Below are 26054 nucleotides of genomic sequence, written 5' to 3' on the forward strand. Positions count from 1 at the left end.
TCAGCGGGAGTTGTTCATATCCAGTGAATCAAGTGCCTGTTGGGCAAGCCTCTGCCAGTCAGGGTCTTTACCCTTCGTGACAACCTGCTCGAAATACGTGCGCGCCAGCTGCTTTTTGCCTTCAAGCAGATTTATTTCACCGGCCTTAAATATAAATTCTTCGCTGCGAGGGTTGTTGGGGAGTTTGAGAACGGCATCAAGCTGGCGCAAAGCACCCTTGCGGTCCCCGGTCAACTCCCGGGACGAAACGGCTACAAAATACGCGTCAGGCAGGAGGCGTGCTCCGGCGGTTCCGGCCGACGCCAGATACAGGTCAATTGCCTTTGCAGCCGGGGTATATTCCTTCAACGACCACAGCGATCGACCGAGATAATAATAACTCTCAGGCTTCTGGGCGCGTTCTCCCCTGTTGAGCAGCCAGGAAAGGGTATCTTTCACTTCGCGGTACTTGCTCTCCGCGAAGGACAACCCGCCCAAACGCTCCATTATCAATCGTACCCGCGGGTTGGATGGGTATTTCCGCACAAACGTGCGCAGCGCTCTTTCCGCCTGGGCAACGTCACCGATCAACTCGGCATTGGTGGCAATTTCCTCGTACATGTACGGCACGTTGGACGTGGCCCATTGTCGATCAACCAGGTAATTGAACAGCTTGATCAGCTCAATCGGCCGGCCGGAGTCAGCATAGGCGGCCGCAACCTTCTCGACAAATCCGGGCAGCTCAACGCAGGCTGCAAGGTACTCCTGATGTTCCTCGACAAAACGGATCAGCGCCGCCTGGTCCTTATCCCATTGCCTCTCATGAAACACCTGGCCTACCAGGACCTCCCGCATTACCCTGACAACAGTCGCATAGACCCCGCGGGGGAATTTACGCTGGAAACCGGTCAACGCCTGTAACGCCCCGACCGCCTCGCCATGCAGCGACTCCAACAGAACATGCTTGAAATATGACTCCTCGCGCAGATCAAAGTCGCCGCCCAGAAGCGCAATTTCCTGGTAGGAATCACTCAGGGCATGATAGTTCAGGGAATCTACCTGAAGAAAGGACCGGTCATTCAGCCTGAGCTGGGCCATGAGACTGGCCTTGTTGTCTTTGAAATTTTCTGCGACGGTTCGATACAGCGCCAACGATTCCTGGTCATGGCCCTGACGGGCCAGTATGTCTCCCAGGCGCACCAACAGGGTCGGGGCATATTTTTTATCCGCCAATCGCCCGATCAGGTTTGCCAGGAGCACCCTTCCGGCAGCCAGGTCACCACTGCGAACGATACTGTCGCCATAATAGAATGTAACACTGGGGTTGTAGTTCAGGTAGGCCGGCCAGATCTTTTCAGCCTCACGGAAAGCGATCAGGGCCTGAGGGTATTTCTGTAATTTGTACCATGTTTCGCCCAATCGATAGAGGGCCAGCGATCGAATCGCGGCCGGACGTGTCGTAAACGGAGAAAACGCCTCCTCAGCTTCGGTAAGTTGCCCCTTATACAGGGCAGCTTCGGCAGCCATGAACATCTGCTGGTCGGCATCGCTCAGAATACTTTTGAGGATCTGCCGGTCTGTCGGCTGGAACGGGATATCCGTCTTGAGTGGCGGATCGAAATCACGGACAAGTTTTTCCACCCCGCTCCATATTTTCTCGCGACCGATAACAGTGGGACGCAGCGGGGCGGGGGCAAACTTCACCCCCACATCCAGAGTCAGTGAACTGGCGCCGACGGTGTATAGTTCGCGCCAGCCGGCACCCTTGGCCGTCTGGAATGTTACCAGGAGCGTTTCGCCCCGCCTCGAAAAAACAAGTCCGCCGATATTGGTGTCAGAGTAGCGACGATACTTTTTGAATAGCATCCCGTCGGCATCCTCAATGCTAATTCGCAGGCGGTTGCCGGTCAAGGCGGTTATTTTGTAAGCGGGAATATTTTCCAGGCCGAGAACGATGCGGGTGTACCCTTTTTTGGGACGTATATCGACACGCTGCACCCGATTGGAGATGGAGGCCTGCACCGTTGGGGGCAGCATGAACAGCACAGACAAAGACCCTGCCAAAATGACTATCAGCAGGGTCTTTGCCCGTATTGTGCGTTTCGATTCAGCACATATGAGATTCCATCGGTGCATACCGTTTCCCCTGGTCATTGCCGGTCCGTCATGGCGGCGGCAGCTTGCAGAACCGGCGCACCTTGGCAGCCAGTTCCTCTTCACCGCAAGGCTTGATGATAATCTCCCTGGCACCATATTTCAAGGCCTTCAACACGGCAGTCCGCGTCCAGCGATGGGCACTCATGATGATGGGGGGTGGCGCATCCTGGCGGATGGCGTTGATCTTGATGCAGACCGCCAGTTCACGGTCATCGGCATCCATTGATCCAATCAGCACCAGGCGCACGTTACGACCGGAAAAAAGCTCCTTGAGGTCGGCATTGAGCGTTCCCTCCATAACCTGATAGCCGGTAAACGCCACCGCCTCAACCATCAGCTGACGATCAACATCATCGTCTTCCAGCACAACGATACTGTCCACACCCGCATCGTTCGACGTTGCCTCTGACGGCGCCGCCGATGGTTCACCTGCTGTTGCTGTGCCAACACCTGATTCAGGGGCTGTTTCGGAAACGTCCCCCGCACTGCTTTCCTCCGCCAGCACCTCGGCCGGCGGGTCAAACTGATTGCCCAGATCAACCGGGATAAGCACATCCAGATGGTTCAATTCCTGGCCGGGCATCTCCAGCTTGGAACGGAACATGAGGTAATCGCCCTCGGGTAGCGGCTCATCCTCGCTCAGCTGATCAACATCGGGGATGAATTTCTTGGGGGAGAGGAGCTTCAGGTGCACCTTGCTGGCAAGACTGCCCTGAAAAACGGTGTTGAACGACCCGTTGATCATGTTGGCGATCTCGGAGAAGGCATCTATATCGTCATTCTCGATGATACAAAGCCGCTTTTTCTCCTGAATACGGGCCGGCGGGATCCCCAGGAGAATACTGCTCATGACGATAGCGTCCCTGAGCGAGAATACCAGGTAGAACTGACCGACGTACGATTCGCGGGAATCGACGCCGATCACGAAACAGGCATCGTCGAGGCAGCCGAAATATGATGTTTTGCTGGTGGAGAGTGAGTCGGAGAGGGCAATGGTAAGTTCCTGCCCCAGAAGCATACCGCTCTCTTCGCCGGCCTGCTTCAGGGCGGACCCCAACATCTCATGTAATGTGTTGTATCCATCCATCGGTAACAGTCTTCCGGTTCGGAATCAGCCGCAACGTTACATGTGCAACGTCATCAACTGTAGTACGTGTGCGCTAGTCTTCCTTCTTGAGAACAAGCCCAACAAGAAATTTTTCATCGTCGATTCTGAAGGGGATGACAACACAGTCACTGTCCGAAAGGGAATTGACGGTATAATCCTCGCCCGAAATGACGGTCGGAATGGAGAGCTTCACATCCAGCCCCCCCTTGGAAAGCACCTGCTTGACACTCCCGCCAAGCATATTGGAAATCTCGCCGATGGCGTCATTGAGATCTTCATTTACCTCGTCGCATTCCATCCCCAGCATGTTGGATGTGATCTTCATGGCCAGACCGACCGGGCAGTGTATGGAAATCACGCCCGAATAGGTGCCGGCGAATCCCACCATGCCTGTAATGCTGCATTTGAAACGCTTGACCGGCTCCTGCATGGGGTAATCATCGGTCGGGTCCATCATGACCATCGTGGTAAAGACTTCTTTGGTGGCATCAATAACGTACTTGGCAAGCTGCTCTTCGCTGAACGCAGTCGCAGCGGCTATGGCCGCATTGAGGCTCACAACAGACCTCCCAGCTTCTCCTGCAGCTGGTCGGGGGTAAAGGGTTTTTTGATGCTGTCACTGGCTCCGCTCGCCATGGCGTCCTTGATGATTTCCTCGCCGCCTTCCGTGGTGATCATGACTACCGGCGTGGTATTGCCATTGGCCCTGACCGCCTTTATAAACTCAAGTCCATCCATATTCGGCATATTGATATCGGACAGGATCAGGTGGATTGTCTTTCCCGAAGCAATCACACCCAACCCTTCAATACCATCACCGGCCTCGAAGATCTCATCAACCGGCAGACCTGCCTGCCTGAGTGATCGGGAAATGATCTTGCGCATGGTGGATGAATCATCAACGATAAGAATGTTTGCCATAGCGGAATCCTCCTCTTTCATGTGTCCCATAAGGGGGTATGTATACCAAAATACTAGTGATGATTAATGCTAGCGACGATTAATACCATAAAACGGGTAAAAATCATCTCTTTTTTATCGGAACCCGGCGCATGAAAACGGTGATTCGGGCATGATCCATTCCATACAAAAAACTTATATACCGGCAATCACACCGGCGGCGCGCAACAGACGATCCACCTGTTCTGCCGAAGCAGCTTCGCTGTAAAGACGGAGTACCGGCTCGGTGCCGGATGGGCGGATCAGCAGCCAGTCACCATGCTCGAACATAAATTTGAATCCGTCACTGAAGTTGGTCCCGGTCACCTTACGGCCGTCGATCTCCGCAGGCGGCTGCGACCGCAAGCGGGCAATCAGCTGTTCCTTGGCGCTGTCTTCAATGCGCCGGTCGATGCGGCGATAAAAGAAATGGCCGATATCATCCATGGTTTCATTGAGCAGCTGCCGCAACCCCTTGCCACTGACCGCCATGGCCTCCAGCAGCAGCAGCCCCATCAGGATGCCGTCCCGCTCGGGAATATGCCCCTTGACCCCCAGCCCCCCCGACTCCTCGCCACCCATGAGGATATCCTCGGACAGCATCAGCTCGCAGATGTGCTTGAAGCCGATGGGGGTCTCAAACAGCGGCAGTCCGAATTTTTCCGCCAGCAGATCGATCATGCGGGTGGTGGAAACGGTCTTGACCACCCCGCCCCGCAGGTGTTTATGTTCAATCAGGTGACGCAGGATAACGGTGAAGATACAATGGGAGGAGAAAAACTCTCCGGTTTCATCCACGGCGCCGATCCGGTCGGCATCACCATCCAGAGCCAGACCGACCTTGTATTTTCCCGTTTTCAGCAGGGCGGACAGCTCCGCGAGATTCTCACCGATCGGTTCGGGCGGGACTCCGCCGAAGGAGGGGTTTTCACCATTGTGTATCTCAGCGATACCGCTCAACAGGCGCGGGATGAAACCGCTGCCAGCCCCGTACATCGGATCGACCACAGCCGCGATGCCCGCCTTGGCAATCAGATTCAGATCAACGTAGCGGTTGATCTGATGAAAATAATTCTCGCAGGGATCGAACAATCGTATCAACCCTTTGCGCTGCGCCTCTTCAAAAGGCAGATCCACCACCCGGCGGCCATTGGCCACGTTATAGGCAACGATCTCTTCCAGAATTTTTGTGGTTGACGGCCGCGCCGAACCGCCATACGACTCCTTGACCTTGAAGCCGTTGTATTCCGGCGGATTGTGACTGGCGGTGATCATCACCCCGGCCCCGGCCCCCATCTCATGCACCGCCCAGGAAACCGCCGGTGTCGGGGCATAACCATCCGTCAGACAGACGTGGATAGCATTGCCGGCAGCCACCTCAGCCACACGCCGGGCAAAATCGCGGGACATAAAACGCCGGTCGTAACCAATCACCAGAATTTTATCACCCAGCCCCTCACGGTTGAGGTAATCCATGGTGGCCTGTGCCACCAGGGAAAGATTGTCAAAGGTAAAATCGCGGGCAATCACGCCACGCCAACCGTCAGTACCAAACTTTATCTGCATTGAGCCCTCCCTGAATTAATCATTGCATTCTGAATGATATGCTTTTTGCCGACACGATAGTATGCTAAAAACAAGCCGAAACAATAGCAACAATATTGGCCGTTCACAATCAATTTTCCCGATTCCTGTCAGGAGGAACTATGTCCATCCGCATTGAAAAAGATTCCCTTGGTGAAATGGCCGTTCCGGCAGCAGCCTACTTCGGTGCCCAGACAGCCAGAGCCGTACAAAATTTCCCCATCTCCGGGCTCAAGCCCCATCCGGCCTTTGTCTGGGCCGTTGTGATCATAAAAAAATGTGCCGCCCGCTCGAATATGGCAACCGGTCGTTTGCCGGACGAGATCGGCAACGCCATCGTAGCGGCAGCCGATGAGGTGTTGGCCGGCGGGCTGGCTGATCAGTTCGTGGTGGATCCCTTCCAGGCCGGGGCCGGCACCTCCCACAACATGAACGTCAATGAGGTTCTGGCCAACCGCGCCCTGGAGCTGCTGGGCCGGCAGCGGGGCGATTTCAGCACCCTGCACCCCAACGACCACGTCAACATGGCCCAGTCCACCAACGATGTCATCCCGACCGCCATACGCCTGGCCTCGCTGGAGCTGCTCGACCCGCTGCTGGAGATCCTGGAAGGGCTGGAGTCGGCCCTGGCTGACAAGGGTGCCGAATTCAATCATATCCTGAAATCAGGACGCACCCACCTGCAGGATGCCGTTCCGATCCGCCTGGGACAGGAATTCAACGCCTATGCAACAGCGATTCGCAGAAATCGCGCGGGTTTGGAGTCATGCATTCCGGACCTGTTGGAACTGGGCATCGGCGGCACCGCCGTCGGGACCGGCCTGAACGCCGAACCGGCTTACATCACCGCCATCATCGATGAACTGGCGCTTGCGACCGGCTTCCCTGTGACCGCCAGCGCGGACCTGTTCGAGTCCATGCAGAACATGGACCCCTTCCTGGCGCTCTCTGCTGCCTTGCGACGGACAGCGGTCACGCTCGGGCGCATCGCCAATGACCTGCGTCTGCTGTCATCCGGGCCGCGCACCGGCCTGGACGAAATCCGCCTGCCGGCGGTCCAGCCCGGTTCATCGATCATGCCGGGCAAGATCAACCCCTCCATGTGCGAGATGACCAACATGGTCTGCTATCAGGTCATGGGGTGCGATCAGGCCGTCATGCTGGCGGCCCAGGCCGGCCAGCTGGAGCTGAACGTGATGATGCCGCTGATTGCCTATAACCTGCTGTTTTCCATGGAACTGCTCAAGAATTGCGTGCAGAAATTCATTGATTCATGTATTACTGGAATTGTAGCTAATGAAGAACGCTGCCGGCGCTATCTGGAGGATTCCCTGGGGCTGGTGACGGTCCTGGCCCCCTCCATCGGCTACAATGCAGCGGCCGATGTAGCCAAGGAATCGGTCGCCAGCGGGCGTTCGATCCGCGAGATCGTACTGGCACGGGGCTTGATGCCCGCAGCGCAGCTGGAAGAGGCCATGCGGCCGGAGCACCTGACCCAGCCCGGACTGCCGCTGGGAGAACAATGATCCATCATCACAAATGACACGGGAAGATCCGTTTTTTGCGGTGACCATATAACCCTTCAAAGGAGAATCAATCATGAAAGAAGAAGTACTGAGAGTTCTTGAGCAGGTGCGTCCCGGCCTGCAGGCCGATGGCGGCGATGTTGAACTGGTGGAAGTGACCGAGGACGGCATCGTCAAGGTTCGCCTGAAAGGTGCCTGCGGCAGCTGCCCCATGTCCACCATGACCCTCAAGATGGGTATCGAACGGGCCATGAAAGAGCAGATTCCGGGCATCAAGGAAGTCGTCGGGGTTTAGTAAGTTATAGTTACAGATAGAACGAAAACCCCGCCGGACTTTTTCCTGCGGGGTTTTCTCATGTTTGACCGCTGTTGAGAGGAACGTTGCACTCATGAAAATCTGGATCGACGCCGATGCCTGTCCCAGGGTGATCAAGGAGATCGTCTTCCGGGCCTCCGAACGCCTGGAAATACCGGTCTGCCTCGTGGCCAACACCGGATTGGCCAAGCATCACTCGCGGCTGATCACCTCGGTCGTGGTGGCCGACGGTTTTGACGTGGCAGATGATTACATCGCAGAACAGGCAACGCCCCAGGATCTGGTGATTACCGCCGATATACCACTGGCGGCCCGCATCGTTGAAAAGGGGGCGCTGGGTCTCGATCCGCGCGGCGAGCTGTATAGCGAGGAAAATGTCGGAGAGCGGCTCTCCATGCGCGACCTGATGCAGGAACTGCGCGGGGCGGGGATGATCCAGGGGGGGCCGGGCCAGTTCAGCAACACCGATCGGCAGCGCTTCGCCTCATCCCTGGACCGCGTGCTGACGCGGATGCTGAAAGGCGGGCGCTAGTTCATGAAGAAACTGCTCAACTGGGGGACAGTCGGCCTGTTGACTTCGGCACTCCTCGATCCGGTTATCTACTCCATGCTCGACCTGCCGATCCCCTGGTTCCGGGATCTGTTGATGCTGGCAGGCGGCGTGGGCTGTTTCTATCTGCTGATCAGGTTCCGTGATGATTTTTAGTAAGTTAGAAGTTATATTTTCGCTTTTAGTGCGATAGAAATTTTGTGGAAAATTTCGTGATCGCACGTATTCCGTTTTTTGGGGCGGGCAAGAAAATAACTTCGTTAACGCACTTATCCTGTTTATCAGGGTTAAGAACAGGGAAGCCAAGCTCTTATGACGGTTGAGATTCGTGATTCAGACATCCGGTTCGAGTTCTACCGCGCCTCCGGTCCGGGGGGCCAGCATCGCAATACCACCGACTCGGCGGTACGCATCCGCCACCTGCCGACCGGCATCGTAGCCCAGGCATCCGAGAGTCGTTCCCAATTGCAGAACCGCGAAAAGGCCATGGAGCGTTTGCAGGCAGCCCTGGCACGACGCGAACGCAAAGAAAAGAAACGCATCGCCACCAAGGTGCCAAGACGGGCCAAGGAACAGCGGCTGACCGAGAAAAAGATTATGTCGCAACGTAAAAAGCTGCGGGCAACGGTGGACTGATATGCTCTCTACATCCAACCTGACCATCCAATGGGCAAAACCGGACATCACCGCCGAAGAGTGGGAGTTTGACCGTCACCCCGACAAGCAGGACTTCTACCTGCGCCACGCCATTGACTGGGAACATATCCTGGCGGGCTTTGATGCCGGACAGCTGGCGGCCTATCCCCGTTCGGAACTGATCGCTGGGGTACCGGTGGCGCTCTCCTACAGTAGCTATGACGACTATGCCCGCTATCTGGCCAAGGCCAAACGCGGCTATCGCCGGAATTACTCCCTGATGGAGGATGCACTGCAGCGCCTGGGGACACTGACACTCCCGGCGCCGATCATCCTGCAGTGCGGAGACGAAGCACTACTGTTCTCCGGTTACCGGCGGCTCTGCCTGGCCTGGAACTACGGGATGACCCCTTGCGTCTGGCTGCTGCCCCTCACGGGAAAGGCTCAGTCATGCGCATAACCCTGGTTGCTGTTCACCCCTATCCATCCCCCCAGGCAGTACCGCTGGCCAATGCCTGCCTACAGAGTTACCTGGCCGCAGTTGCACTGGATTGTACAGTCGAGATAAATCGGGCGGATTTTTTCCTGCAGCAGGAGAACAGTTCCTGTGTGGCCGGGATCGTGAAGCATAGACCCGCTGCGGTCGGCTTCTCGCTGTATGTCTGGAATCGCAGTGTGTGCCTTGAACTAGCTGATGAACTGCGGCGGTGTCTGCCGGGGATCATTATTTTCGCCGGCGGACCGGAGGCGACCGCCGACCCGGCTGGCGTGCTCTCGGGGACCAGCTTTGATTTCCTGATCTCCGGTGAGGGCGAGGGACCGTTTGCCGCTGCCTGCGCACGGCTTGCGGAAGGTGGCACGGTCAGTGACATCCCAGGAATTGCCACCAGGTCGGGCGCCGGCATCGCTCTGGTCCCGGCGATACCGATTGCCACCCTGGATGACATCCCCTCCCCCTGGCTGAACAAGATACTCGACGCCGGTCACTACCCCGGCATCCTCTGGCAACTGTCGCGCGGCTGCGGCTTTTCCTGTGATTTCTGCTTCGACTCCCGCGATCGCCACGGTGTACGCCGTTTTTCCCTGGCACGGGTCGAAGCGGAACTGCGCTACTTCGCCACAGCCGGAATCAACCAGGTATTCGTGCTGGATTCCACCTTCAACCAGGATCTGCAGCGAGCCAAAAAGGTGCTGCGACTGATCAAACGGATCGCACCCCACATCCATTTCCACTTCGAGGTGCGCAGCGAGTTTATCGACCGCGAGCTGGCGGAGCTCTTCGCCGGGATCACCTGTTCACTGCAGATCGGCCTGCAGAGCGCCGATCCGCAGGTACTGAAGTCCGTCGGCCGCAGCTTTCAGCGGGCAGATTTCGTCAGTCGCACCATGCTATTGAACGAAACCGGCGCAGTATTCGGTTTTGATCTGATGTACGGCTTGCCGGGCGACAATCTGGCCGGCTTCCGCGACAGCCTGGATTTTGCCCTGGGGCTCTACCCCAACCACCTGGACATCTTCCCCCTGGCGATCCTGCCCGGCACGTCTCTGGCAGCGCGCGCGGATGCCATCGGCCTGAAGCATCTCCCTGCCCCGCCCTATACGCTGATCTCCTCTCCAACCTTCAGCAGTGAGGAGATGCTGCTGGCACAGAAACTGGCACTGGCCTGCGATGTCTTCTACACCCGCGGCCGGGCTGTAGCCTGGTTCAACGGCGTGCTTGACCCGCTCGGCCTGAGACCATCCGAATTCCTGCAACGGTTCGGGGAATGGCTGCACGGACAACAGGGCGACGGCGTCTCTGAAAACGACCTTTCAGACCACCGGATCTGGGAACTGCAGCGGGCGTTCCTGACCGGTACATTCTCCGCCAAAAAGCTGAAACGCTTTCTGCCAGCGGTGCTCGATCTGGTTGACTACCACTATCACTACGCAGCAGCCCTGCTGAGCCCGCCGCAGGAGACACCCGGACAGATCCCGGCTGCGCAGGAGCTCCTGGAACGGCCGCTGCGCCGGGCAGCGGCCGTCCGGCTGGCAGCTTTCCACTATGAGATTCTGGAGATTCTGGAGGCAGGGGCCGCAGATGTGCGGGGCTTCACTGACCAGCTGCGGAGAACCGGGTCGTGGGCTGTCATTTATCCGACAACGGAGGGAGTCTGCACGGAATCCGTCAGTGAAATGTACTTCAAACTGCTGGAACAACTCGATGGTTCGAACCCGGCAACCCAGGTGATCACCCGGCTCAACATCCCAACCAGCGAGGCACGGGAGTTTCTGGCGTTTGCGCTGCAGGAAGGCATCGTTACAGCCTGACCTGCGTATTCCAAAAGAAAACGGGGGAAGCTGTTTCAGCCTCCCCTGTCAGATGTATGTTTAGTTAATCCCGACCATGTTTTCGGTCCTGCCTGTCTTCCTTGCGCTCCTCCTTGTCACGCCTGCGCTCATCCTTCCATTCCTGCTTGTCACGCCGGCGGTCATCTTTCAATTCCTGCTTGTCATACCTGCGGTCTTCTATTCGTTCCTGGCGGTCATGGCGGCGGTCATCTCTCACGTCTTCCCGGCGCTCAAGTTCGGGTCGGTAATAGCGGCCGCGGTAGTGATCCCGGTCATGGCGGTAGACGCGATACTCACGGTCGCGGTATGAACGGATCTGCTCAATGCGATGCTTGCGGATGCCCGGCGGCAGCTGGCGGTAGGGGACTTCAACCCAGGGTCCGTTGTGGTGACGGGCACGATGCCAGCTGTTGCCATAGTACAGGTAGTAGTAATCCGAGAAGAAGAGGATGTCATAGGGCGTATCCACGCCTACATAAAAACCCAGGCTCGAAGGCGCAAGAAATTGCGGCGGGGCCTGGAAAAGCACGGCCGGAGGAGCGGAGACGACCACCCGGGGGACCGGCACACCCACACTTACATTTACATTCACCTCGGCCTGGGCAGACGTTGCTGCCGTGACAACAGTTATCAATAGTGCCAACACAGTTTTCTTCATAGCAAACTCCTTTCAGGTTTTTGAAACAGTATACCACAGAAGAGCAATTACAGTGCCGACATGACCCGGTCGGCCACAACCCACCCGCAGAGACCTGAGACAATGGTGTGAGCGCAATTCGACCACCCGAACATGCATGACCGCCCGGAGTGCAGCCACCTGATTTGAGGCAGTCGCGGCTCATTACGGTCAGTCGAATCGGTCCTACCTGCCCGAATCTGCGAATAAAAATATTGCCGACGCAGGGTGGTTAGTGCTATAAATATACATCACCTGAACCGCAGGGATTGCCCCTGTGGTTTTTTATTTGTCTGAAAGGAAGATATCACCACATGATCTCTGCATCCAACGTTTCCCTCTCTTACGGCAAGAGGATCCTCTTCAAGGACGTCAATATCAAGTTCACCCCCGGCAACTGCTACGGCCTGATCGGCGCCAACGGCGCCGGCAAATCAACCTTTCTCAAGATTCTGGCCGGGGAGATCGAGGCTGACAAGGGGGAAATCGTCCTGGGACCACGGGAACGCATGGCGGTCCTCCGGCAGGACCAGTTCGCCTTTGACGAGGAGACCGTCTTCAATACCGTCATCATGGGACACGAGAAGCTTTACAAGGTCATGGTCGAGCGCGATGCCATTTACGCCAAACCTGATTTTTCTGAAGCAGACGGTACCCGTTCGGCTGAATTGGAGTCGGAATTTGCCGAGATGAACGGCTACGAGGCTGAATCCGAGGCTGCGGTACTGCTCAATGGCCTGGGCATCCCCGAAGAACTGCGCTACAAAACGATGAAGGAGCTGGAGGGGGGCGACAAGGTGCGGGTGCTGCTGGCCCAGGCGCTGTTCGGCAACCCGGACGTGCTGCTGCTGGACGAACCGACCAACAACCTGGACCTCAAATCGATCTCCTGGCTGGAGGATTTCCTGTACCGCTTCACCAATACCGTCATCGTCGTATCCCATGACCGCCACTTCCTCAATCAGGTCTGTACCCATACGGCTGATATCGACTTCGGCCGGATCACGGTCTACGTCGGCAACTACGATTTCTGGTACCATGCCAGCCAGCTGAACCTGAAGCAGAAGCAGAATGAAAACCGCAAGGTGTCCGAAAAGGCCGAAGAATTGAAGGCCTTCATCCAGCGTTTCTCTTCCAACGCCTCCAAGGCCAAGCAGGCTACCTCGCGCAAGAAGCTGCTGGACAAGCTGACCCTGGAAGATATGCCGACCTCCTCACGCAAATATCCGCATGTGGTCTTCAAACCGGAACGCCCCTGCGGCGATATCATCCTGGAGATACAGGGACTTACCAAGGAGATCGACGGGGTCAAGGTACTGGACAATCTTGATCTGGTTGTCCGCAAGAACGACAAGATCGCCTTTGTCGGCGGCAATACCCTGGCCCGCACGACACTGTTCCAGATACTGGCCGGAGAACTGGAGCCGGACAGCGGCAGCTTCCGCTGGGGCGTCACGATAACAACGGCCTATTTCCCCAAGGAAAACAGTTCCTTCTTTGATAATGACCTGAACCTGATTGAGTGGCTGGGACAGTTTTCACCCCCGACCGAGGGTGAGACCTTTGCCCGCGGATTTCTGGGCCGGATGCTGTTTTCCGGCGATGAAGCCACCAAGAAATGCGCGGTACTCTCGGGCGGCGAGAAGGTGCGCTGCATGCTGTCCCGCATGATGCTGGCCGGTGCCAACACCCTGATACTGGACGAGCCGACCAACCACCTGGACCTGGAATCGATTACCGCCCTCAATGACGGTTTGATCGCCTACACGGAGGTGATACTGTTCGCCTCGCACGACCACGAATTCGTATCCACCATTGCCAACCGGATCATCGAGATCACTCCTGGCGGGGTCATCGACCGGGTGATGGGCTTTGAAGAGTATCTGGAAAATGCCGATGTGAACCGGGAACGGGACGAGATGTATCACGGGCATGCGGATTTGAATCTGTAGCAGGGCTGTTAGACTACAAGAAACAGACAGCGCCATTTTCCTTGAGGAAATGGCGCTTTTTTTTATGGGCGCGTGGCGCTGATGGAGGTGATGTAGACCGTCAGGTCGCCGTTGGGGCGCTTGATAAAAACCTCGTCATCCAGTTTTTTGTGCAGCAGCGCCTGGCCGACCGGTGAATCGATGCTGATCCTGCCTTCGGTGACATCGATCTCATCCGGACCTACCAGCTGGTAGCAGCGTGCATCGCCGGCAGCATCCTCATAGCCGACCCAACAGCCGAATGTAACCAGGGTCGGATTGGCAGGCGGTACGGCCACCTTGAGCACCTTGAGCCTGGCGCCCAGATGCTTGAGCTTGCTGTCAATCTCCCGCAGGCGCTTCTTACCGTAGATGTACTCCGCATTTTCGGAGCGATCCCCCTCGGCGGCAGCATCGGAAACGCCCTGGCATACCTTGGGCCGCTCCACCCGCCACAGGTAGTGGTACTCGTCTTCAAGCTTTTTCAAACCTGCTGCAGATATCAGATTGGTCATGGCGTTCCAGTCCCCATCACAGGGGTCACGGCAGACTCCAGTGTTTCGCCGTCAATTTCAAGATAGAGCAAGCCTTCGGTAACCGTCAGCGACCAGGCAATGGAGCGCTGCAGACGCTCTGAGAGGCGCTTCAGAAATGCATGTTCCAGTGTAACAATCGTCAAGTTGGACATTCCGCTCAACTTCGGCAGATGCTGTTTCTCCCAGATTGTCAGAGATGACCCGAAGGCACACAGGACAACCTGTTCGGAATGTCGGCAGGCCTTGACCAGACGTTCGGCATCGGGAAGCCCGACCTCGATCCAGAGTTTGACGCGACCGTCCGGCCCCTTGAGCCAGAGATCCGGTTCCTCTCCCGCTCCAACACCCTTGGTAAAGGTCAGTTCCGGTTCGAAGTACAGTGCATAGGCCAGCATGCGGGCCAGCAGACGCTCTTCCGTTTCCGACGGGTGCTGGGCCACGGTGATCTGCAAGGACTCATATAACCCACGGTCGATATCTGACAGCTGAATGCCGGCCCGGTAGATAGTTGATGGCTTGGCCATGACTGCTACATCCTTTTGTTCTGGTCTGGACAACAAAAAGGCCCCGGATTTCTCCGGGGCCTTTCCATACGTAAACGCGGTCAGATATTACGAACGAACCACGTTTGCAGCCTGCAGGCCTTTGGGGCCTTTGACCAATTCAAAGGTTACGCTATCGCCTTCAGCGAGGGATTTAAATCCGTCTCCCGCGATTGCGGAGAAGTGAACGAATACATCATCGCCACCTTCCTGCTCAAGAAACCCAAACCCCTTGCTGTCATTAAACCATTTTACAGTTCCGTTTACCATGTTCTTCTTTCTCCTGATACTTCTCTTTAAGTTTGTCCGGGAATATCCGAGGACGTTTCTATAAACTATCAGCTTTGTGGTAACAATGTCAAACTAATTAATTGCACATGAAATAATTATTTTTTTGTACACCGTCAGGGATTGGGCATCTCCTCGCCATGGACCTTGTGCAGATAGTACTCGTAGCTGCCATCGTAGACCCGCATCTCGCCATGATCGATCTCGAAAACCCGGTCCACCAGCAGGCGCAGGAAATGCCGGTCATGGCTGACCAGCACCACTGTCCCGGCGAAATTTTTCAGGGCATCCAGCAGCATCTCGCGCGAGCGGATGTCGAGGTGGTTGGTCGGTTCATCCAGAATCAGAAAGTTGATCGGCCGCGCCAGCAGCGTTGCAAGAACAACACGGCTCTTCTCGCCGCCGGACAGGTTTTCAACACGCTTCTCCACACTGTCACCGGAGAAGAGGAAGGCCCCCAGCAGATTGCGGATGGTCCCGATGGTTGCCAGCGGCATGGCATCCTGCAGCGTTTCAAAGACGGTCTTGCGCGGGTCGAGCACCTCCAGGGCATGCTGACTGAAGTAGCCGGCCTCTACGTTGGCACCCAGATAAAAGCTGCCGGTCGTGGGCTCGGTCTGTCCGGCCAGAATCTTGAGCAGGGTCGACTTTCCGGCCCCGTTGACTCCTACCACGGCGATCTTGTTGTGGCGGCGGATCATGCCTGAAACGCCGCTGAACACCGGGTGCTGGCGGCCATCAGGAGTTTCCCAGACCTTGCCCAGATTTTCCATGACCACTACATCGTCACCGCTGCGGGGTGGTTCATTGAATTCAAAGCGCACCGTGCGTTCTTCGGGAGGGATCTCGATCCGGTCAATCTTGTCGATCTTCTTGACCCGGGACTGCACCTGGGCCGCATGGGAGGCGCGGGCCGCAAAGCGGGCAATGAACTCCTCTTCCTTGGCCAGCATATCCTGCTGGCGCTTATGGCTGGCCAGCAACTGGTCGCGACGGATATCGCGCTCACGCTCGTAGAAATCGTAGTTGCCGCTATAGGTAGTGACCGTCTTGTTGGCCACCTCAATGATGCGGGTAACGATGCGGTTCATGAAATCCCGGTCGTGGCTGGTCATCAGCAGTGCGCCGTCGAATTCATTTGCCAGCCACTCCTCCAGCCAGATGATCGACTCCACATCCAGATGGTTGGTAGGTTCGTCCAGCAGCAGTACATCCGGCTTGAGGGTCAGTATCTTGGCCAGGGCGATACGCATCTTCCAACCGCCGCTGAAGGATTCCACCGGATGACCGTAGCGGTCCGGTCCGATCCCCAGGCCGGTCAGCACCGTCTGAGCGCGGGTGTCCAGATCATAGCCGCCGCGATGCTCGTACTCCTCCTGGGCAGCACCGTAGCGCTCCAGCAGGGCCGCCATGGCATCGTCATCCATCGGGTCGCACATGGCTGTTTCCATCATCTGCAGCTGTTCCGCCAGCTGCACGGTGGCGGCCGAACCGGCCATAACCTCGTCCAGGGCCGACCGGCCGGACATATCGCCTACATCCTGGGAAAAATAGCCGATCGTGGTGCGTTTGGCGCAGGTTATTTCGCCGCCGTCAGGCTCCTCTTCTCCGGTAATGATGCGGAAGATGGTGGTCTTGCCGGCACCGTTGGGACCGACCAGGCCGCTGCGTGAGCCGGGCAGAATCTGGAAACTGGCTTCACGGAACAGGACCTGCGAACCGTGCTGTCTGGTTATGTTGGAAAGATGAATCATGCTCTGTAACACCCCACTGTCTGAGATCAACTGAATTTGATAACATGCTGTTTGCACGGTGGCAATCAATATTTTAATCTTCATTGGTTGACGCAGGTCGCAAAAAAGGTGATTATGCTGTTCAGACGAACATCCGGAGCATAAATTCATGATCAGCCGACCTCACAGAGAATCATCCGGGGAGACCGCATCGGCCTCGGACGCCACTCCGCTCCGCCCCGGCCGCTACCGGCACTACAAGGGCAACCTCTACGAGGTGATCGAAACCGCCCGCCATAGCGAGACGAAAGAGTTGCTGGTCGTCTACCGCTGTCTGTATGGCGACCACTCACTGTGGGTCCGGCCTCTGGCGATGTTTACAGAAGAGGTACTGGTGGATGGACGGCCCGTGCCGAGATTCGAGCGAACGGAAGAGCTGTAACCGTTCGCTGTACGCAGCGATGCATTCAAGTCCGTGAACCAGGCCTTTGGCAGCAACCGGCTCAACCCCTGCACCTAACGTGTCCCCCCAACATCAACAGCCTCATGAGGTAACCGTGGCACTTATATCGCTTCGCAACATAACCCTGGCCTTCGGAGGGCCGGCACTCTTCGACGGTATCAATCTGCAGATCGAGCAGGGTGACCGTCTGTGCCTCCTGGGACGCAACGGCAGCGGCAAATCAACCCTGCTGAAACTGATCGGCGGAGAACTGGCCCCGGAGGGCGGCGAGATTCAGCGTCAACAGGGGCTCAAGGTGGCCACGGTCTCACAGGAAGTCCCGGTGGGGCTGACCGGCAGCGTTTTCGATGTGGTCGCTTCCGGCATGGGCAATGCCGCCGAGCTGCTGGCCGAGTACCACCACGTCAGCCACGCGCTGGCCGTGGATGACAGCACGGCGCTGCTTGATCGACTGGAGGCCCTGCAGCACGAGCTGGAAAACTGTGACGGCTGGAGCCTGCACCAGGAAGTCGAGCGGGTACTGGATCGCCTGCAGCTGGATCCCGAGGCCGAGTTCACCTCCCTGTCGGGCGGCACCAAGCGCCGTGCTCTGCTGGCCCGCGCCCTGGTGTCAACACCCGACATCCTGATCCTGGACGAACCGACCAATCACCTGGATATCGACACCATCCTCTGGCTGGAGGAGTTTCTGGCCAAATCCGTCAAGACCGTGTTGTTCGTGACCCATGACCGCGCCTTCGCCCGGCGCCTGGCCAACCGCGTGGCCGAACTGGACCGCGGCAGGATCTATGCCTTTTCCTGCGGCTACGATGAATTCGTCGAGCGGCGCGAGGCGCTGCTGGAAGCGGAGATCTCCCGCCAGGCGCTCTTTGACAAGAAGCTGGCCCAGGAGGAGGTCTGGGTGCGCCAGGGCATCAAGGCCCGCCGGACCCGCAACGAAGGGCGGGTGCGGGCGCTGAAGAAACTGCGGGAGGAATCCCGTCAGCGACGTGAACTGCAGGGCACCGTCAAGATTCAACTGCAGCTGGCGGATCGTTCCGGTGCGCTGGTTGCCGAGGCGTCCGGCGTTACCTTCGCCTACGACGGCCGGCCGATCATCAAGGGATTTTCCACCACCATCATGCGCGGCGACCGGATCGGGATCATCGGACCGAACGGTTCCGGCAAGACCACCCTGCTGAAGATGCTGCTGGGTGAACTGGCGCCGCAACAGGGGGAAATCAAACTGGGCAGCCGCCGCGAGGTGATCTATTTCGACCAGATGCGCGAACAGCTGGATCTGGACAAAAGTGTTCAGGAGAACGTCGGGGAAGGCAATGACACCCTGATCATCAACGGCCAGTCCCGGCATATCATCGGCTATTTGCAGGATTTCCTCTTTTCCCCGGAACGGGCCCGCAGCCCGGTCAGCATTCTGTCAGGCGGAGAGCGCAATCGGCTGCTGCTGGCCAAACTGTTTACCAAACCCTCCAATGTCCTGGTCATGGACGAACCGACCAATGACCTGGATGTGGAAACGCTGGATCTGCTGGAGGATCTGCTGCTGGAATACCCCGGCACACTGCTGCTGGTCAGCCATGATCGTGAGTTCCTCAACAATGTGGTAACCAGCACGCTGGCGGTCGGAGTGGATGGCGTGGTGCGGGAATCGGTGGGGGGGTACGACGACTGGCTGCGTCAGGCCGCTGTCGAGGCTGCTCCGGTTGTGACCTCTTCCGCTGCGGCGCCGGAAAAAACACGGCCGCCAAAGGAGCGGCCGCGCAAGATGAGCTTCAATGAACAGCGCGAACTGGAGGCACTGCCGGAGAAAATTGCAGCCCTGGAGCAGGAGCAGGCAACCCTGCATGCCACCATGGCCGACCCGGAGTTTTACAAGCGCGCTGCGGCCGGAGTGGCGCAGGTCAACTCCCGACTGGCAGAGCTGGAGCTGGAGCTGACGAGCGCCTACCTGCGCTGGGAGGAGCTGGAATCCCTGAAAACCCCCGGCTAGTGGTCGTGGTATCCCAGCACCACCAGCAGGCAGCTGCCGTCAGCGATGACATTGACCCCTTTTTCCCGGCACAGCGCGACGGCGGCCGGGCTTTCAGCGCCGGGCTGCATCCAGATATTGCGAATGCCACGGGCGATGGCCTTGGGCACGAGCTGTTCCGTCACCGCCGGCGGGGTGATCATGGAAAGGCTGGTGACATCCGCCGGCAGTTCATCGACGGATGCTACGCAGTCAATCCCCTCGATCTGTGTCTCGTTGGGATTGACCGGAACGGCCCGCTTACCGTGCTGAAGGTAGCAGCGCAGTACGCGGTTGCCGAACTTCTGCCGGTTGGCAGAGGCGCCGGCAACCCCGAAGGCCGCAGCTGAGAGAAACTGGTTGATCTGTTCTTGTACTGGCATGAAATCCTCCCTGTTTTATCTGTTATGACCTGAGTATAGTCCAAATCAGGTATGCTTGCCACTGTCTGCATGAGTATCAGAAGTCCGAAGGTCCTATTACCCGCGCAACCCGCGAGATTCTGCTTCCGCGTTTTTTAGCGGAAGATCGAGGTATGAGTATGAAATTGAAACCAGGAGTTATAGTAAGCCACAGCTCGGCCCCGCAGTGGGGTTCCGGCAAGGTGTTGGAGGTTGCCGCCGATAAGGTTACTATTATCTTCAGTGATGGTGAAATCCGTAAAATCAAGGAATCCCACATGGACTCCCTGCAGCCGGCCGACCCGGAATCCTATCAGGAACCGGTCAAGAAGGCCGCGCGGGCGCGTACCGCCGGCACGTCTGTCAAGTCATCGAAATCGAAAACTTCGAGCCAGGGAATTCCCAGGGTAATTTCCGGAGAGTTCGACTTTACCTATCCCAAACATCTGCGCAAACAGTTTGCACATGATACCCGCGGGCAGATTGAGTCATGGCAGCGGGAGTATCCGTTTTTGTTCGACGTGCGAGATGCATCCCTGGCATCCAGTTATCAAGGGCGGGGCTTGAGCCCGCATTTTCTGGAGTGGTACGCGGCCATAAAAATGTACGAGACATTCGGATACCACAGTCTCAATAAAAATTATGAATGCCCCGACCATGCCGCCAAACAGGGATTATTGAGGAGACTGGCATCTGAAGAGGCCTTCCACTTTATTGTCAATCCGCACCCGGTTTATGGCGCAGGTCTCTGTCCCGAGCTTCTGTTGTTTAAACCGGATCTATCGGACTGGAGTTTCTGTACGGTAACAGGCCCCAAGGACTCGCTGAAAGCGGAGCAGGCGCGCTATTGGCAGGAACTGATTGCTGTCACGGGCAAAAAGATTGTGCAGGTCTGCCTGAAAGAAACTACCTGATCCCCAAGGCACTGCACCGCTTTCAGAAATTCAATTTGACTCACCCAGTGAAAGAACGTAAATTATACCGATTTTATCAGGAGTCGTGAAGCGTGCGTGCGTATCTTTACCTGTTTGTGTTCATCCCTGTCACAGGTCTGTTTGCCTTGAGTGCGAGTATATGCACCCTGTTCGATCCCAGCGGCAGGTCCTACGCCTTTCATGCCCGCCTGTGGGCACGCTTTGGGCTGGCCCTTAACAATACACACGTCGAACTGCTGGGCACAGAGCATCTGCCGGATGGCCCCTTCATTCTGATGAGCAACCATCAGAGTAATTTTGACATCCTGGCGCTGATCGCCACCATACCTCGGCGGGTCTACTGGATCGCCAAAAAGGAACTGTTCGATATCCCGGTGTTCGGTCCTTCCATGCGCCGCGGCGGGTACATTCCGCTGGATCGATCAGATGGCCGCAAGGCCCTCAAAAGCATGGAAAACGCCGCCGCCATCATCCGCCAGGGCAGCAGTGTGGTCATGTTTCCGGAAGGGACCCGCTCACGGGACGGTCAACTGCTCCCCTTCAAGCGTGGGGGATTCATGCTGGCGGTCCGGGCCGGAGTACCGGTCATCCCCGCCACGATCAACGGCAGCGGCCGGGTAAACCCCGGGGGGCGGATCAAGCTGAACAGCGGCAGGATAACACTTACCCTGCACCCCCGGGTGATTGTCCCGGAAGGCCTGAAAAAGGCCCAGGCCGAGGAGTGGCTGATGGAGAAGGTACGAAACGTTATAACCACCGGCCTGGAGAACTGACATGTACGCAGGCTTTAAATTCATTCCCTTGATTCTTGGCGGCCTGGCAGCGATTGCTTGGGGTCTGCCGGCAGCCCACCGGCTGCGCATCCCCTTCGGGATCGCTGCTGCACTGGCTGTACTGGCGGGTGTTATTGCGATGGTACTGGGCATCCTGCTGATGATAATCCCGAATTTTTTCAGGTGAATATGACGGATCGAATTACAACCATACTGGTAAATGCTGCGGTCATCGTCGTGGTCTGCCTGCTGCTCTTTTTTGCCGGCACCTGGTGGCGCATGCAGGCCCAGTTCGCTCTCGGCGAAGCTGCCCTGCAGCGCGGTGATTTCGCAGGCGCGGTGGCCGGCTATGAATCAGCCATCCATATGTACATTCCCTTCAACGGCACCATTGAAATTGCAGCACAAAAGCTGTGGAGCATCGCTGAAAACAACGAACGGCTGGGTGATATCAGCCGAGCGCTGATCGCCTATCGCTCCCTGCGCAGCTCGTTCTATGCTGACCGCTGGCTGGTGACGCCGGGCATGGAGTGGATCGCCCGTTGCGACAAAAAAATAGCCGCTCTCATCCCGCTCCAGAAAGAAAGGTAATCTGTGGACATGACACCATCATCAACAGCGCTCCAGATCATTCCCCTCGGCGGTCTCGGCGAGATCGGCATGAACATGATGGCCTATGAATGTGGCGATGACATCATCGTCGTAGACTGCGGCCTGATGTTTCCGGAGCCATACATGCTGGGGATCGATTACGTCATCCCCGACATCAGCTGGCTGCAGGAACGCACTGAAAAGGTGCGCGCCATCTGCCTGACCCATGGCCACGAGGACCACATCGGGGCCTTGCCGTTTGTACTGCAGGAGCTGAACGTACCGATCTACGGCACCGCTCTGACCCTGGGGTTTGTGAACGAAAAGCTCAAGGAATACAAGCTGGATGACCGGGTCGATCTGCGGGTTGTAAAACCCCGCGACACGGTTTCTCTGGGCTGTTTCAGTGTGGAATTCCTGCGGGTGGCGCACTCGGTCGTTGATGGCTGTGCCCTGGCAATCACGACACCCGAGGGGGTCGTGATCCACACCGGCGACTTCAAGATCGATCAGACCCCGGTCGATGGCGAATTGACCGACCTGCCCTCCTTTGCCCGCTATGGCGAACAGGGTGTGCTGGCGCTCCTGTCCGATTCCACCAACGTGGAGCGGGAGGGCTTCACACTTTCGGAGAAATCGGTCGGCGAGGCCTTTGACGAGATCTTCCCTACCTGCCAGGGAAGGATCATTGTGGCGGCCTTCTCCAGCAGTATCCACCGCGTGCAGCAGGTAGCCGATGCCGCCGTGCGCTGCGGCCGCAAGGTCCTGCTCAATGGACGCTCCATGGTGGCCAATGTGCGCATTGCCCGCCAGCTGGGCTACCTGCACATCCCCGACGATGTGTTTATGGACCTGAGAGAGCTGCCCTATATGCCCCGCGAACAGGTCTGCATGATCACCACCGGCAGCCAGGGCGAGCCGCGCTCGTCCCTGATCCGTATCGCCATGGATGACCACAAGCAGATCAAGCTCGAGCAGGGCGATACCGTGATCCTCTCTTCGCGCGTCATCCCGGGCAATGAGCGGACCATCTCCGAACTGATCAACCACCTGTACCGGCGCGGCGCCGAGGTTTTTCATGAAAAAACCTCCGAGGTGCACGTCTCCGGCCACGCCTGCCAGGAGGAGCTCAAGCTGATGCTCAATCTGGTGCGGCCGCGTTTCTTCATACCGATCCACGGCGAGTACCGGCATCTGATGGTGCACTCCAAGCTGGCGCAAAAGACTGGAGTCCCCGCCGAGCGCTGCATCCTTGCGACCAACGGCGATGTGGTTTCATTCTACTCCGATACAGCGGCTATCGTTGAAAAGGTCAATTCGGGGCGGGTCTTTGTGGACGGCAAGGGGGTCGGCGATGTGGGCAACGTCGTACTCAGGGACCGCAAGCACCTCTCCGAGGACGGCATGGTGGTGATCATTATCGGCATGAACAAAACCACGGGAGAGGTCATCTACGGACCGGATATCGTATCCCGCGGTTTTGTCTTCGAGGATGAGAGTCAGGAGTATCTTGAAACAGCGCGCTGCCTGGTTGTCGAGGCGCTGGAAGATCTGAGTGAAGAGATGCGCTGCGATTGTGAGGAGGTCAACACAACCGTCCGCCAGGTCCTGCGGCGCTTTTTCAAGAAGACCATCGAACGGCGCCCGGTGATCCTGCCTGTGATTATGGAGATGTAGTTCCAAACACACATTCTTGAACGAAACAAAAGCGGGACCGGCATTGTGCCGGTCCCGCTTTGCATTCAGCGATAACGTATCTGGTTATGAGATCACAATCCTCGCAAACCTGCGCCGGCCGATCTGGACGATATACTCGCCAGCCGCAATCAGCTCCAGATTGGTATCCGAGACCTTCTCGCCATCCAGCTTGACCCCGCCGCCATCGATGGCACGACGACCCTCGCCGTTGGACTTGGTCAGGCCGGCATCGGTCATGGCCTTGGCCAGCAGAATGCTGCCCTCGCTCAGGCTATAGCTGACCTGAGGCATCTCGTCCGGGATCTCGTTCTCCTTGAAACGCTTGACAAAGTTCTCCTCGGCAATTTCTCCTGCACCAGCGCCGTGGAAGCGGGACACTATCTCGCGCCCCAGGGCCTTTTTGGCCGCCATGGGATGCACAGAATGATCTTTGAGGTCGTTTTTTAGCTTCTCCAGCTCGGCCAACGTCATGTCGGAGAGCAGCTCATAGTAACGCAGCATCAGCTCATCGGAGATGGACATGACCTTGCCGAAGATCTCGTCGCCCGTCTCGCTGACGCCGATGTAATTGCCTAAAGACTTGGACATCTTGTTGACGCCGTCCAGACCCTCCAAGAGTGGCATGGTCAGTATGCACTGGGGCGACTGGCCCCACTCGCGCTGCAGTTCACGTCCCATCAGCAGATTGAACTTCTGGTCGGTGCCGCCCAGCTCAACGTCGGCTTTCATGGCCACTGAATCGTAGCCCTGAACCAGCGGGTACAGGAATTCATGGATGGCGATCGGCTGCTGGGTGGTAAAGCGTTTATGGAAGTCGTCCCGCTCCAGCATACGGGCCATGGTGCATTTGGAGGCCAGGGCGATCATGCCACCTGCTCCCAGTTCGTTCAGCCAGGTGGAGTTGAAGACGACCTTGGTCTTTTCCGGATCAAGGATCTTGAAGACCTGTTCCTTGTAGGTCTCGGCATTTCGGAGCACATCCTCGCGGGTCAGCACCTTGCGGGTCTCGGACTTGCCGCTCGGGTCGCCGATCATGCCGGTGAAATCGCCGATCAGGAAATTGACATCATGCCCCAACTGCTGGAACTGGCGCAGCTTCTGGATCAGAACGGTGTGACCCAGGTGCAGATCCGGGGCGGTCGGATCGAAACCGGCCTTGATAATGAGGGGTACACCTGTCTTGAGCGATTTCGCCAGCTTTTCTTCAAGTTCCTTCTCTACCAAGATTTCAACGCTACCGCGTTTGATGACGACCATCTGTTCAGCTACGGACATGTTCAACTCCAAAAACATAGTATCCACAAAGGACACGAATAATCACTAATAAATACAAATAGATATTACGATTGACATTAGTATTTATCACTCATTCGTGTACTTTGTGGACTAAGAAAGTATTAACAGCTCATATTGATGCGTTCGATACTGACCGCCTTGCCGCTGATTTCATCTACCCCGATCACCACACCGTTGATGCGCATATCTTTCTTGGGGATCTCGAACTTGACCGGCAATTGGGTCAGGAACTTGCGGATGGCCTCTTCCTTGCCGATGCCGATGACCGAGTCGAAGCTGCCGGTCATGCCGGCGTCGGACAGATAGGCCGTACCCAGGGTCAGGATGCGTTCGTCGGCGGTCTGGACGTGGGTATGGGTGCCGACCAGCGCACTGACCCGGCCATCCAGATACCAGCCTAAAGCGGCCTTTTCTGAGGTTGCTTCGGCATGAAAATCGACGAAAATAATGGGTGTTTCCTGTTTGAGACGCTCGATTTCCTTATCGGCAGCGCGGAAGGGACATTCCAGGTTTTTCATGTAGATGCGCCCTTCCAGGTTGAGGACCGCCACCTTGACCTTGCCGGGGGTCGTAAAAATGGCGCTGCCGACACCGGCTGCACCTTCCGGATAATTGACAGGACGCAGAATGCGCTTGTCCGCCAGGATCAGCGGCACCTGTTCCTTTTTGTCCCAGATATGATTGCCGCTGGTGATGCAATGCACCCCCATATCGAACAGCTCTTTGGCGGTATCGAGCGTCAGACCGAAGCCGCCGGCAGCGTTCTCGCCGTTGGCGATCACCAGATCGACAGCATGCCGGTCCACCAGGCGGTCCAGTTCCCTGGAGAGCGCCTGGCGGCCCGGTTTGCCGATGATATCCCCTATAAACAAAATCTTTACTGGCATAAAGCCTTTCGGTTGAACGGGAACGGAGGATTTTTCGCAAGATCAAGGCTGTCGAAGGATTGCGCGGAGGCGTACCCCAAGGTACGCCGCACAAGCGGTCCTGAAGACTTACGCAGATATTGCGGAAAAGA

27 protein-coding genes and 1 pseudogene are annotated in these 26054 nt (G+C 57.1%); 15 read left to right on the plus strand and 13 right to left on the minus strand.

Annotation, left to right across the window (positions count from 1 at the left end; genetic code table 11):
• From ACOCF6_RS09415 to ACOCF6_RS09435, 5 genes are all read right to left on the minus strand, one after another.
• Positions 1 to 2115 carry a tetratricopeptide repeat protein gene (locus ACOCF6_RS09415; protein ID WP_482460130.1) on the minus strand — a complete coding sequence of 705 codons (2115 nt, stop codon included), beginning with the start codon at positions 2113 to 2115 and terminating at the stop codon, positions 1 to 3.
• Positions 2116 to 2143: 28 nt separating this feature from the next.
• Entirely contained in the window at positions 2144 to 3223 is a 1080-nt protein-coding gene (locus ACOCF6_RS09420) for a response regulator (RefSeq protein WP_482460131.1), read from the minus strand.
• Positions 3224 to 3296: 73 nt separating this feature from the next.
• On the minus strand, positions 3297 to 3803 hold the full coding sequence (locus tag ACOCF6_RS09425; RefSeq protein WP_482460132.1) for a chemotaxis protein CheX: 507 nt from the start codon (positions 3801 to 3803) through the stop codon (positions 3297 to 3299).
• Positions 3800 to 4165 carry a response regulator gene (locus ACOCF6_RS09430; protein WP_482460133.1) on the minus strand — a complete coding sequence of 122 codons (366 nt, stop codon included), beginning with the start codon at positions 4163 to 4165 and terminating at the stop codon, positions 3800 to 3802. The genes ACOCF6_RS09425 and ACOCF6_RS09430 overlap by 4 nt, the downstream gene beginning before the upstream one ends.
• A 174-nt stretch (positions 4166 to 4339) precedes the next feature.
• Entirely contained in the window at positions 4340 to 5749 is a 1410-nt protein-coding gene (locus tag ACOCF6_RS09435) for a phosphoglucomutase/phosphomannomutase family protein (protein ID WP_482460134.1), read from the minus strand.
• Positions 5750 to 5889: 140 nt separating this feature from the next.
• Between ACOCF6_RS09435 and ACOCF6_RS09440 the strand changes: the two genes are divergently transcribed.
• From ACOCF6_RS09440 to ACOCF6_RS09470, 7 genes and pseudogenes are all read left to right on the plus strand, one after another.
• Positions 5890 to 7293: an aspartate ammonia-lyase gene (locus tag ACOCF6_RS09440; RefSeq protein ID WP_482460135.1), complete on the plus strand. Its 1404-nt coding sequence runs from the start codon at positions 5890 to 5892 to the stop codon at positions 7291 to 7293.
• 73 nt (positions 7294 to 7366) lie between these two features.
• A complete protein-coding gene (locus ACOCF6_RS09445; protein WP_482460136.1) occupies positions 7367 to 7588 on the plus strand; it encodes a NifU family protein in 222 nt (73 codons plus the stop codon).
• A 94-nt stretch (positions 7589 to 7682) separates the two neighbouring features.
• Positions 7683 to 8141, plus strand: a complete 459-nt coding sequence (locus ACOCF6_RS09450) for a YaiI/YqxD family protein (RefSeq protein ID WP_482460137.1) — start codon at positions 7683 to 7685, stop codon at positions 8139 to 8141.
• A 3-nt stretch (positions 8142 to 8144) separates the two neighbouring features.
• A complete protein-coding gene (locus ACOCF6_RS09455; protein WP_482460138.1) occupies positions 8145 to 8315 on the plus strand; it encodes a hypothetical protein in 171 nt (56 codons plus the stop codon).
• A gap of 162 nt (positions 8316 to 8477) precedes the next feature.
• Positions 8478 to 8795, plus strand: a pseudogene (locus ACOCF6_RS09460) (peptide chain release factor-like protein); the annotation flags it as partial.
• Between the two features lies 1 nt (position 8796).
• A complete protein-coding gene (locus ACOCF6_RS09465; RefSeq protein ID WP_482460139.1) occupies positions 8797 to 9255 on the plus strand; it encodes a hypothetical protein in 459 nt (152 codons plus the stop codon).
• A complete protein-coding gene (locus ACOCF6_RS09470; protein ID WP_482460140.1) occupies positions 9246 to 11105 on the plus strand; it encodes a B12-binding domain-containing radical SAM protein in 1860 nt (619 codons plus the stop codon). The genes ACOCF6_RS09465 and ACOCF6_RS09470 overlap by 10 nt, the downstream gene beginning before the upstream one ends.
• A 64-nt stretch (positions 11106 to 11169) precedes the next feature.
• Here ACOCF6_RS09470 and ACOCF6_RS09475 read toward each other — a convergent pair whose 3' ends face one another.
• The gene (locus tag ACOCF6_RS09475; protein WP_482460141.1) at positions 11170 to 11784 is read right to left on the minus strand and encodes a hypothetical protein; all 615 of its coding nucleotides are present in this window, start codon (positions 11782 to 11784) and stop codon (positions 11170 to 11172) included.
• A 332-nt stretch (positions 11785 to 12116) separates the two neighbouring features.
• Between ACOCF6_RS09475 and ACOCF6_RS09480 the strand changes: the two genes are divergently transcribed.
• Positions 12117 to 13754 (plus strand): ABC-F family ATP-binding cassette domain-containing protein, encoded by a 1638-nt coding sequence (locus tag ACOCF6_RS09480; protein WP_482460142.1) that lies wholly within the window; start codon positions 12117 to 12119, stop codon positions 13752 to 13754.
• Positions 13755 to 13816: 62 nt separating this feature from the next.
• On the opposite strand, the gene ACOCF6_RS09485 is transcribed toward ACOCF6_RS09480, so the two are convergent.
• The 4 genes from ACOCF6_RS09485 to ACOCF6_RS09500 all read right to left on the minus strand — a co-directional run bounded on the left by ACOCF6_RS09485 (position 13817) and on the right by ACOCF6_RS09500 (position 16892).
• Complete coding sequence (locus ACOCF6_RS09485; protein WP_482460143.1) at positions 13817 to 14287, minus strand: GreA/GreB family elongation factor; 471 nt, start codon at positions 14285 to 14287, stop codon at positions 13817 to 13819.
• The gene (locus ACOCF6_RS09490) at positions 14284 to 14832 is read right to left on the minus strand and encodes a YaeQ family protein (protein WP_482460144.1); all 549 of its coding nucleotides are present in this window, start codon (positions 14830 to 14832) and stop codon (positions 14284 to 14286) included. The genes ACOCF6_RS09485 and ACOCF6_RS09490 overlap by 4 nt, the downstream gene beginning before the upstream one ends.
• Before the next feature lie 87 nt (positions 14833 to 14919).
• Positions 14920 to 15120, minus strand: coding sequence for a cold-shock protein (locus ACOCF6_RS09495; protein WP_482460145.1), 201 nt, complete (start codon positions 15118 to 15120; stop codon positions 14920 to 14922).
• A 134-nt stretch (positions 15121 to 15254) separates the two neighbouring features.
• Positions 15255 to 16892 (minus strand): ABC-F family ATP-binding cassette domain-containing protein, encoded by a 1638-nt coding sequence (locus ACOCF6_RS09500; protein ID WP_482460146.1) that lies wholly within the window; start codon positions 16890 to 16892, stop codon positions 15255 to 15257.
• A 148-nt stretch (positions 16893 to 17040) separates the two neighbouring features.
• On the opposite strand from ACOCF6_RS09500, the gene ACOCF6_RS09505 reads away from it, so the two are divergent.
• Positions 17041 to 17313: a DUF1653 domain-containing protein gene (locus ACOCF6_RS09505; protein ID WP_482460147.1), complete on the plus strand. Its 273-nt coding sequence runs from the start codon at positions 17041 to 17043 to the stop codon at positions 17311 to 17313.
• A 115-nt stretch (positions 17314 to 17428) separates the two neighbouring features.
• Entirely contained in the window at positions 17429 to 19324 is a 1896-nt protein-coding gene (locus ACOCF6_RS09510; RefSeq protein WP_482460148.1) for an ATP-binding cassette domain-containing protein, read from the plus strand.
• On the opposite strand, the gene ACOCF6_RS09515 is transcribed toward ACOCF6_RS09510, so the two are convergent.
• Positions 19321 to 19725 (minus strand): CoA-binding protein, encoded by a 405-nt coding sequence (locus tag ACOCF6_RS09515; protein ID WP_482460149.1) that lies wholly within the window; start codon positions 19723 to 19725, stop codon positions 19321 to 19323. The genes ACOCF6_RS09510 and ACOCF6_RS09515 overlap by 4 nt on opposite strands.
• Positions 19726 to 19883: 158 nt before the next feature.
• On the opposite strand from ACOCF6_RS09515, the gene ACOCF6_RS09520 reads away from it, so the two are divergent.
• The 5 genes from ACOCF6_RS09520 (at position 19884) to ACOCF6_RS09540 (ending at position 23719) form a co-directional block, all read left to right on the plus strand.
• Positions 19884 to 20657 (plus strand): DUF3553 domain-containing protein, encoded by a 774-nt coding sequence (locus ACOCF6_RS09520; RefSeq protein ID WP_482460150.1) that lies wholly within the window; start codon positions 19884 to 19886, stop codon positions 20655 to 20657.
• Positions 20658 to 20749: 92 nt separating this feature from the next.
• The gene (locus tag ACOCF6_RS09525; RefSeq protein WP_482460151.1) at positions 20750 to 21451 is read left to right on the plus strand and encodes a lysophospholipid acyltransferase family protein; all 702 of its coding nucleotides are present in this window, start codon (positions 20750 to 20752) and stop codon (positions 21449 to 21451) included.
• A gap of 1 nt (position 21452) precedes the next feature.
• Positions 21453 to 21638 carry a hypothetical protein gene (locus tag ACOCF6_RS09530; protein WP_482460152.1) on the plus strand — a complete coding sequence of 62 codons (186 nt, stop codon included), beginning with the start codon at positions 21453 to 21455 and terminating at the stop codon, positions 21636 to 21638.
• A gap of 2 nt (positions 21639 to 21640) precedes the next feature.
• The gene (locus ACOCF6_RS09535) at positions 21641 to 22042 is read left to right on the plus strand and encodes a tetratricopeptide repeat protein (RefSeq protein WP_482460153.1); all 402 of its coding nucleotides are present in this window, start codon (positions 21641 to 21643) and stop codon (positions 22040 to 22042) included.
• A gap of 9 nt (positions 22043 to 22051) precedes the next feature.
• Positions 22052 to 23719 (plus strand): ribonuclease J, encoded by a 1668-nt coding sequence (locus ACOCF6_RS09540; RefSeq protein WP_482460154.1) that lies wholly within the window; start codon positions 22052 to 22054, stop codon positions 23717 to 23719.
• Between the two features lie 84 nt (positions 23720 to 23803).
• Here ACOCF6_RS09540 and tyrS read toward each other — a convergent pair whose 3' ends face one another.
• Positions 23804 to 25015: a tyrosine--tRNA ligase gene (gene tyrS / locus ACOCF6_RS09545; protein WP_482460155.1), complete on the minus strand. Its 1212-nt coding sequence runs from the start codon at positions 25013 to 25015 to the stop codon at positions 23804 to 23806.
• A gap of 122 nt (positions 25016 to 25137) precedes the next feature.
• Positions 25138 to 25923, minus strand: coding sequence for a TIGR00282 family metallophosphoesterase (locus tag ACOCF6_RS09550; protein ID WP_482460156.1), 786 nt, complete (start codon positions 25921 to 25923; stop codon positions 25138 to 25140).
• Between the last annotated feature and the right edge of the window lie 131 nt (positions 25924 to 26054).

The sequence above is a fragment of the Geobacter psychrophilus genome (assembly GCF_056821595.1).